The sequence below is a fragment of the Campylobacter felis genome, assembly GCF_030250085.1.
GTDB lineage: Bacteria > Campylobacterota > Campylobacteria > Campylobacterales > Campylobacteraceae > Campylobacter_D > Campylobacter_D upsaliensis.
In genome coordinates this window covers 1-5298 of the sequence record NZ_JANURX010000026.1, presented here as the reverse complement: position 1 = coordinate 5298, position 5298 = coordinate 1, and the positions used below count along the sequence as shown (strand labels likewise).

1 protein-coding gene is annotated in these 5298 nt (G+C 34.0%); it reads left to right on the top strand.

Translation table 11 applies throughout. The features are described 5' to 3' along the window. Positions 1-5298, top strand: a 5298-nt coding sequence (locus NYG92_RS08965; protein WP_289234190.1) for a putative barnase/colicin E5 family endoribonuclease, incomplete at both ends; no start/stop codon positions are given.

The following is a 5298-nucleotide window of genomic DNA, read 5'->3' as shown; positions in this document are numbered from 1 at the left end:
GAGATGATTATTTTGAGAAAATGCAAGAGCTTAAAGATATAGAAAATAAATTTTACAAATATATCACAGGGCTTGAAAAGACTAAAAACCAAATTGAAAATATACAATTTCAAATACAAAAGGCAAATTTAGAAAAAATAAACGAGCTAAATGAAAGAGTGGATGAAAGTGTAAAGAACCTAATTGATAAAAGCACGAGCAAGGGGCGTGATATGCAAATCATAGGCGCGGCAAATTTCACCCCTCAAATCGCTAAATACATTCACGAAAATAAAAAACGCATAGCCATTGAAAAGCTTGACGCAAAAGAGGCGGAAAATTTAGGCTTTAAATTTCCAAATGAGGCGAGAGCAACTATTGATTACACGGCGATACAGCACACGCTTAAAAGGCACGGAGGCGATTCTAAACTTGCAAAAGAGAGCGGACAAGAGCCTATAAATTACGATGATATAGCAAATTATAGAAATATCGCTAAAAATGCCGATGAGACTTTACAAAGCGAGGATAAAAGCGGAAATAAAGTTGTGGTAAGTTTTAAGCAAATTAATGGGCATTTTGTCGTTGTGGAGCAAATGCAAAGGAAGAATAACGATTTAGCTTTTAAGACGATGTTTAAGGAAAAAGGGGAATATAAAAATTCACCAAGCTATAAAGAAACAAGGGCTAAAACTCAAACGCTATCCAGTGGTTATGAGCCAAGTGCTAATTCTTTTGTCAAGCCCGATGAAAGTATACCACAAAAGCCGCAAGAAATAATCGAACAAGCAAAAGAGCAAGGCAAAAGTGTAACAGAAACAAAGGAATACGAGACATTAAAAGAGCATATTTGGATACCTTTACAAAAAGAAATCCAACAAGCAGAACAAGAACTTATAGAGGTTGAAAAAAGAAATGGAGAACTTTTAGATGATGATTTTAAGCAAAGTTATATAGAAACTACAATAAGAAATTTTTATAGAGATTATGAAATCCCAAAAGAAGTAAAAGCCATACAAAAGAAATATTTTAATCAAGCAATGCCGCAAGAATATGAAAAGTTTTTAAACTCTATAAAAAACCTGCCCGAGCAGACAGTGGCAAACGATTTAAGAGAAGCGGGCAGTGAAGCTAATGTTTTACAATACTTTAAAGATTTTGTCCATAATAATTATGTTGGCAAATCTATGGCTAAAAGAACGCAAACCGCAAAAGAAGCAGAATTTCTATTTTTAAGGCTTAAGTATAATAAAGATTTTGACATACCTAATGAAGCCTTTGACCTTACCAGTGCTAAAGGTAAAGCGGCTTTTGGGAAGTTTAAAACAAGTCTTAAAAAAGGCGAACTCACCGATAAAGTAGCCTTTTATCTCTATGATCAAAATATTTATAAAGTTAGAAAAAGCATTGAAAGGCTTTTAAACATCACGCCTTTAAAAGAATTTGGCACGAACTATGCTGAGTTTTATAGAGACGGCAAAGGTGCGGTTAAAAAGCTAATCAGAGAAGCACAAGCCTTTAAAGAAAGCGGCGAAAAAGGCGAATTCAAAGCCCAAGTCAGTGGAGCGTTTTATAAAGAGGGCTTAGGAGATATTGACTTGGTATGGGGGGAGGTTAAAGGAAGTGGTAGGGAAGCGAAAGGTTACGGGCTTTCTAAAATAATCGAAAAACACGGCGAGGATTTAGAGGGAGTTAGCAAAGGGCTTGATGAAATCATCACAAAGGGCGAAATTCACACGCAAGAATATGGCAGAAAGACGATTATTTACCATAAAAATGGCGATGTTTATAAGGTGGGATTGAAACAAAACTGGAAAGGGGAGCCGACTAAAAATAGCTGGGTTATCACAAGTTATAAAGAGGATAGAGAAGTCGATAAGTTTATCCACTCTAGCGATTTTACAAAAGGCGAGACTCTGCCTTTAAACTCTAATGAAATTATAGCAGAAAAATATTTAATCGATACCCTAAAAGAAATGCAAGATAGGGAGGTAAATGTAAAGTTAGGGGACGAAGATTTATTAGACCTTTATGAAAAATCCAGCCGAGAGATTTATGATGTTTTAGCAAAGAAATTACATTTAGATAGTGTCAAGCAGTATAGAAGCGATGGTTATGCCTTATTTGAAAATTCAAGTTTAGGAGCAGATGCAAAAGCGAGTTTTGAAGCAATTTTAAGGAAAAATTTAAGGCAAAGGCAGTTAGAAAACTTTGAAAAACCGCAAAATGTAAAATATGAAATACAAACCGAGCAAGGATTTAAATATTACCTTGATGAGAATAATGATGTTGTAATTAATCACAAAAATGAGCTTGTAGATTTTAAAGGCGGAGTGGTAAGAACTAAGCCTGATAAGGACGGCGATATTTTAGAGCTAAATGGGGTTTTAAGGCTTATAAGCCCTAGAAATGCGGATAATATGTATTTAGCTAAAAGGGACTTGACAAATAATGAATTTTACGATTTCCACGCAAATTTAAGACTTGCAAATTATTATCAAAACGGCTTATTTGTAAGTGATGAAAAGCTTTATGAAGTCTTTAAAAATATGCCTCGCAGCGCAGATAAACAGGGCTTAGACGATGTTATGGGTATATTAAGAGGTTTAACTAAGAGTAAAAATGTAAATCTGGCTTACGCACAAGAATTTATCGATAAACATTACGGGCTAGAGGCGGATTATAGAACCCTTGCTAGAGATATATTTAAGAGAGTAGATAAAGAATACAAGAAAAATGGTAATCCTTTTGGGATACTCTTTAACGATGAAAAGGCGATTAAAGATATAAGAGAAGTATATGGTGATGAAATAGCAAGGGACTTTTTTAAAGGTGAAAATGCGGTGGATTTTCTACTTTACACACAAGCAGGACACATAGAAAATGCGTTTTATAAAGAGGGCTTAGGGGACATCGATGTGGTATGGGGGGATGAGAATTTTGGCTTAAAGCATATTTTGGAGCAAAGAGCGAAGCAGTGGGGGGAGGAAAAGGCTTTAAAATTCATCTCTCATTTAAGCGAAAATATAGAAAAAGGGCAAATTGTAGAGCTAGAAAAAGGTAGAGTGGGCATTAAGACGGATTTAACAACCATAATCCTAGACAAGAAAGAAAATAATAATTTTGTTTTAACAGCGTTTAGAGATAGAAATAATAAAAAAGAGCTGGAAAGCCTTAATTTAAGTCAGTCTAAGACTTTTACAAATGAAAACGCTGGAACTAACGCAAAGGAAAGCCCTATTACTCCACTTAACCAAGAAAGCACTGCTAGTCGTAGGACAGACTTGCCTAGCTCACAAAGTGAAGCTGAAAAGACTACTTCAGCAAATGCTACTGATGAAATTATACCACAAAAAAGCATAAATTTAGCTATGGAAAAGTCTAGTTTTGATGAGAAAAAGGCTTTAAATAGTAAAAGTCCAATTTTAAAAGAGAAATTTGAAAGAGCAAAAAATTATGAGGAAAAAATAGAACTTATAACAAGAGAATTTTTAAAGGAAAATGAGCGTTTAAAAGAACAAATTGCAGAGATTAAAAACATAATCGAAAATAAAGATTATACAGAAAATGAGCTTTTAGAGGCTATGGATTTAATTAACGAAGCAAAAAGCAGTGGAGAGAAACTTGCCCTTAAAAAAAATGGGTGGTATATACCAATTTATCAAGACGATGGGGAAAGTATAGAAAGTTTAGCGCAAAAAATAATCAGAATAGAAAAAGAGAAATTTGAAATCAAGCCTTTAATGGATAGAGTAAAAAGAAATCAAAAACGCATCCAAACAATGAAATGGGATTATAAACAAATAAAACGCTATCCGCAAGACCATAAATATTATAAAGGACATAAACAAAGATTAGACAAAAATATTGATAGCTTTATAAAAAAACTTTTAAGAGATGAAAGCGATCATTTAAGAAGCTTAAGTTTAAATTATAATTTAAACACTGAAAGTGGCTTGAAAAAGGTGCGAGATTTATTTTATAAAAGCTTTAAACCGAATGAGGAGCAAATAGCTATTTTTGAGGCAATTTTACCAGTAGCTAAAGAACTTAATGTATGGGTAAGGGGTGCATTAAGAGACCCTTATGAAAGCTTTTATAGTGATAATACCATAGGGGTTGCGGGGTGGTATATTTATGGGGATAATAGTGCTAGGGTTAAACACTCTCTTAAAAAACAAGATAAGGGCAAAACCCTTTTGCACGAGCTAATTCATAGCGTAACAAGTAGGGCAATGTATGTTTATGAAAAGGGAGATTTTGAGCTTTTAACAAAAAGGCAAATTGAGGCGATTAAAAACATTAAGAATATTTATGAGCAAATTAAAGAGCAAAGGCGAGAATTTGGATTTATAGGCGATTATGGACTTAAGAATTCGCACGAAATGCTAGCAGAGCTTTCTAACCCAAAATTTGTGGAAAAATTGAAAAAAGTAAATGTTTTTGAGAAGCTTATTGATAATATTTTAAAGCTTTTCATCAGTGCAAAAGAATTTTTAGGACTTAAAAAAACAAATGCTTATGATAAGTTAAAAGAAAATTTGAGCGAAATAATACAAAATTATAAAACAGATTTTAGCGAACAATTTCAAAGGCAAAAATATAGAAATATGACCGATGAAACGAAAACTAATTCTTATAATCTTAGTTCGTTAAGAAACGAGGTAAAAGAGCATTTAAGCGCAATAATAGGCAAGAATATTATTAACGAAAATGACGGCAGAATAGCCTCAATCTCACGCAAAAATATTTCAAAAATGACAAGTGATAAGGCTATACAAAAAAGTGTTAATAATGGATTTACTCCACAAGATCATTTTAAAGCCGTGCAAGATATAGAAAGTTTATATCAAGGGGCGGTTTTAAAAGAAACACACGCAGATAGAAAGAGCAATAATCCTAATGTTTTTATACATAGATATACCGCAGATTTTAATGGAAATAACGCACTTATAACGATTAAAGAGAGTTTAGATAGTAATAGCAAGGGCAACAAGATTTATACGCTAGAGCTAGAAACCCTTGAGTTAAAGCCCTCTGCACCCGAGCCTCAAGGTAGTGCAACAATGTCTAAAAATACAGGATATGCAGAGCCTGTAACGCCCAATGAAACACACAAAAGCATTATAGCAGAAAAAAATGCAAAATTTGCTATGCAAAAACTTAACGAAAAAAGTCCGAATATTTATTACTCTAACCCTCACATAGGAGCGGGGTTAGTAGGCGGGGTGCTAAACGGCGTAGAGCAAGATGAGGAGGGGAATTTAAGCTTTGACCCTGCGAAATTTGCGGCGGGCTTTTTAGGCGCAAGTTTAGGGA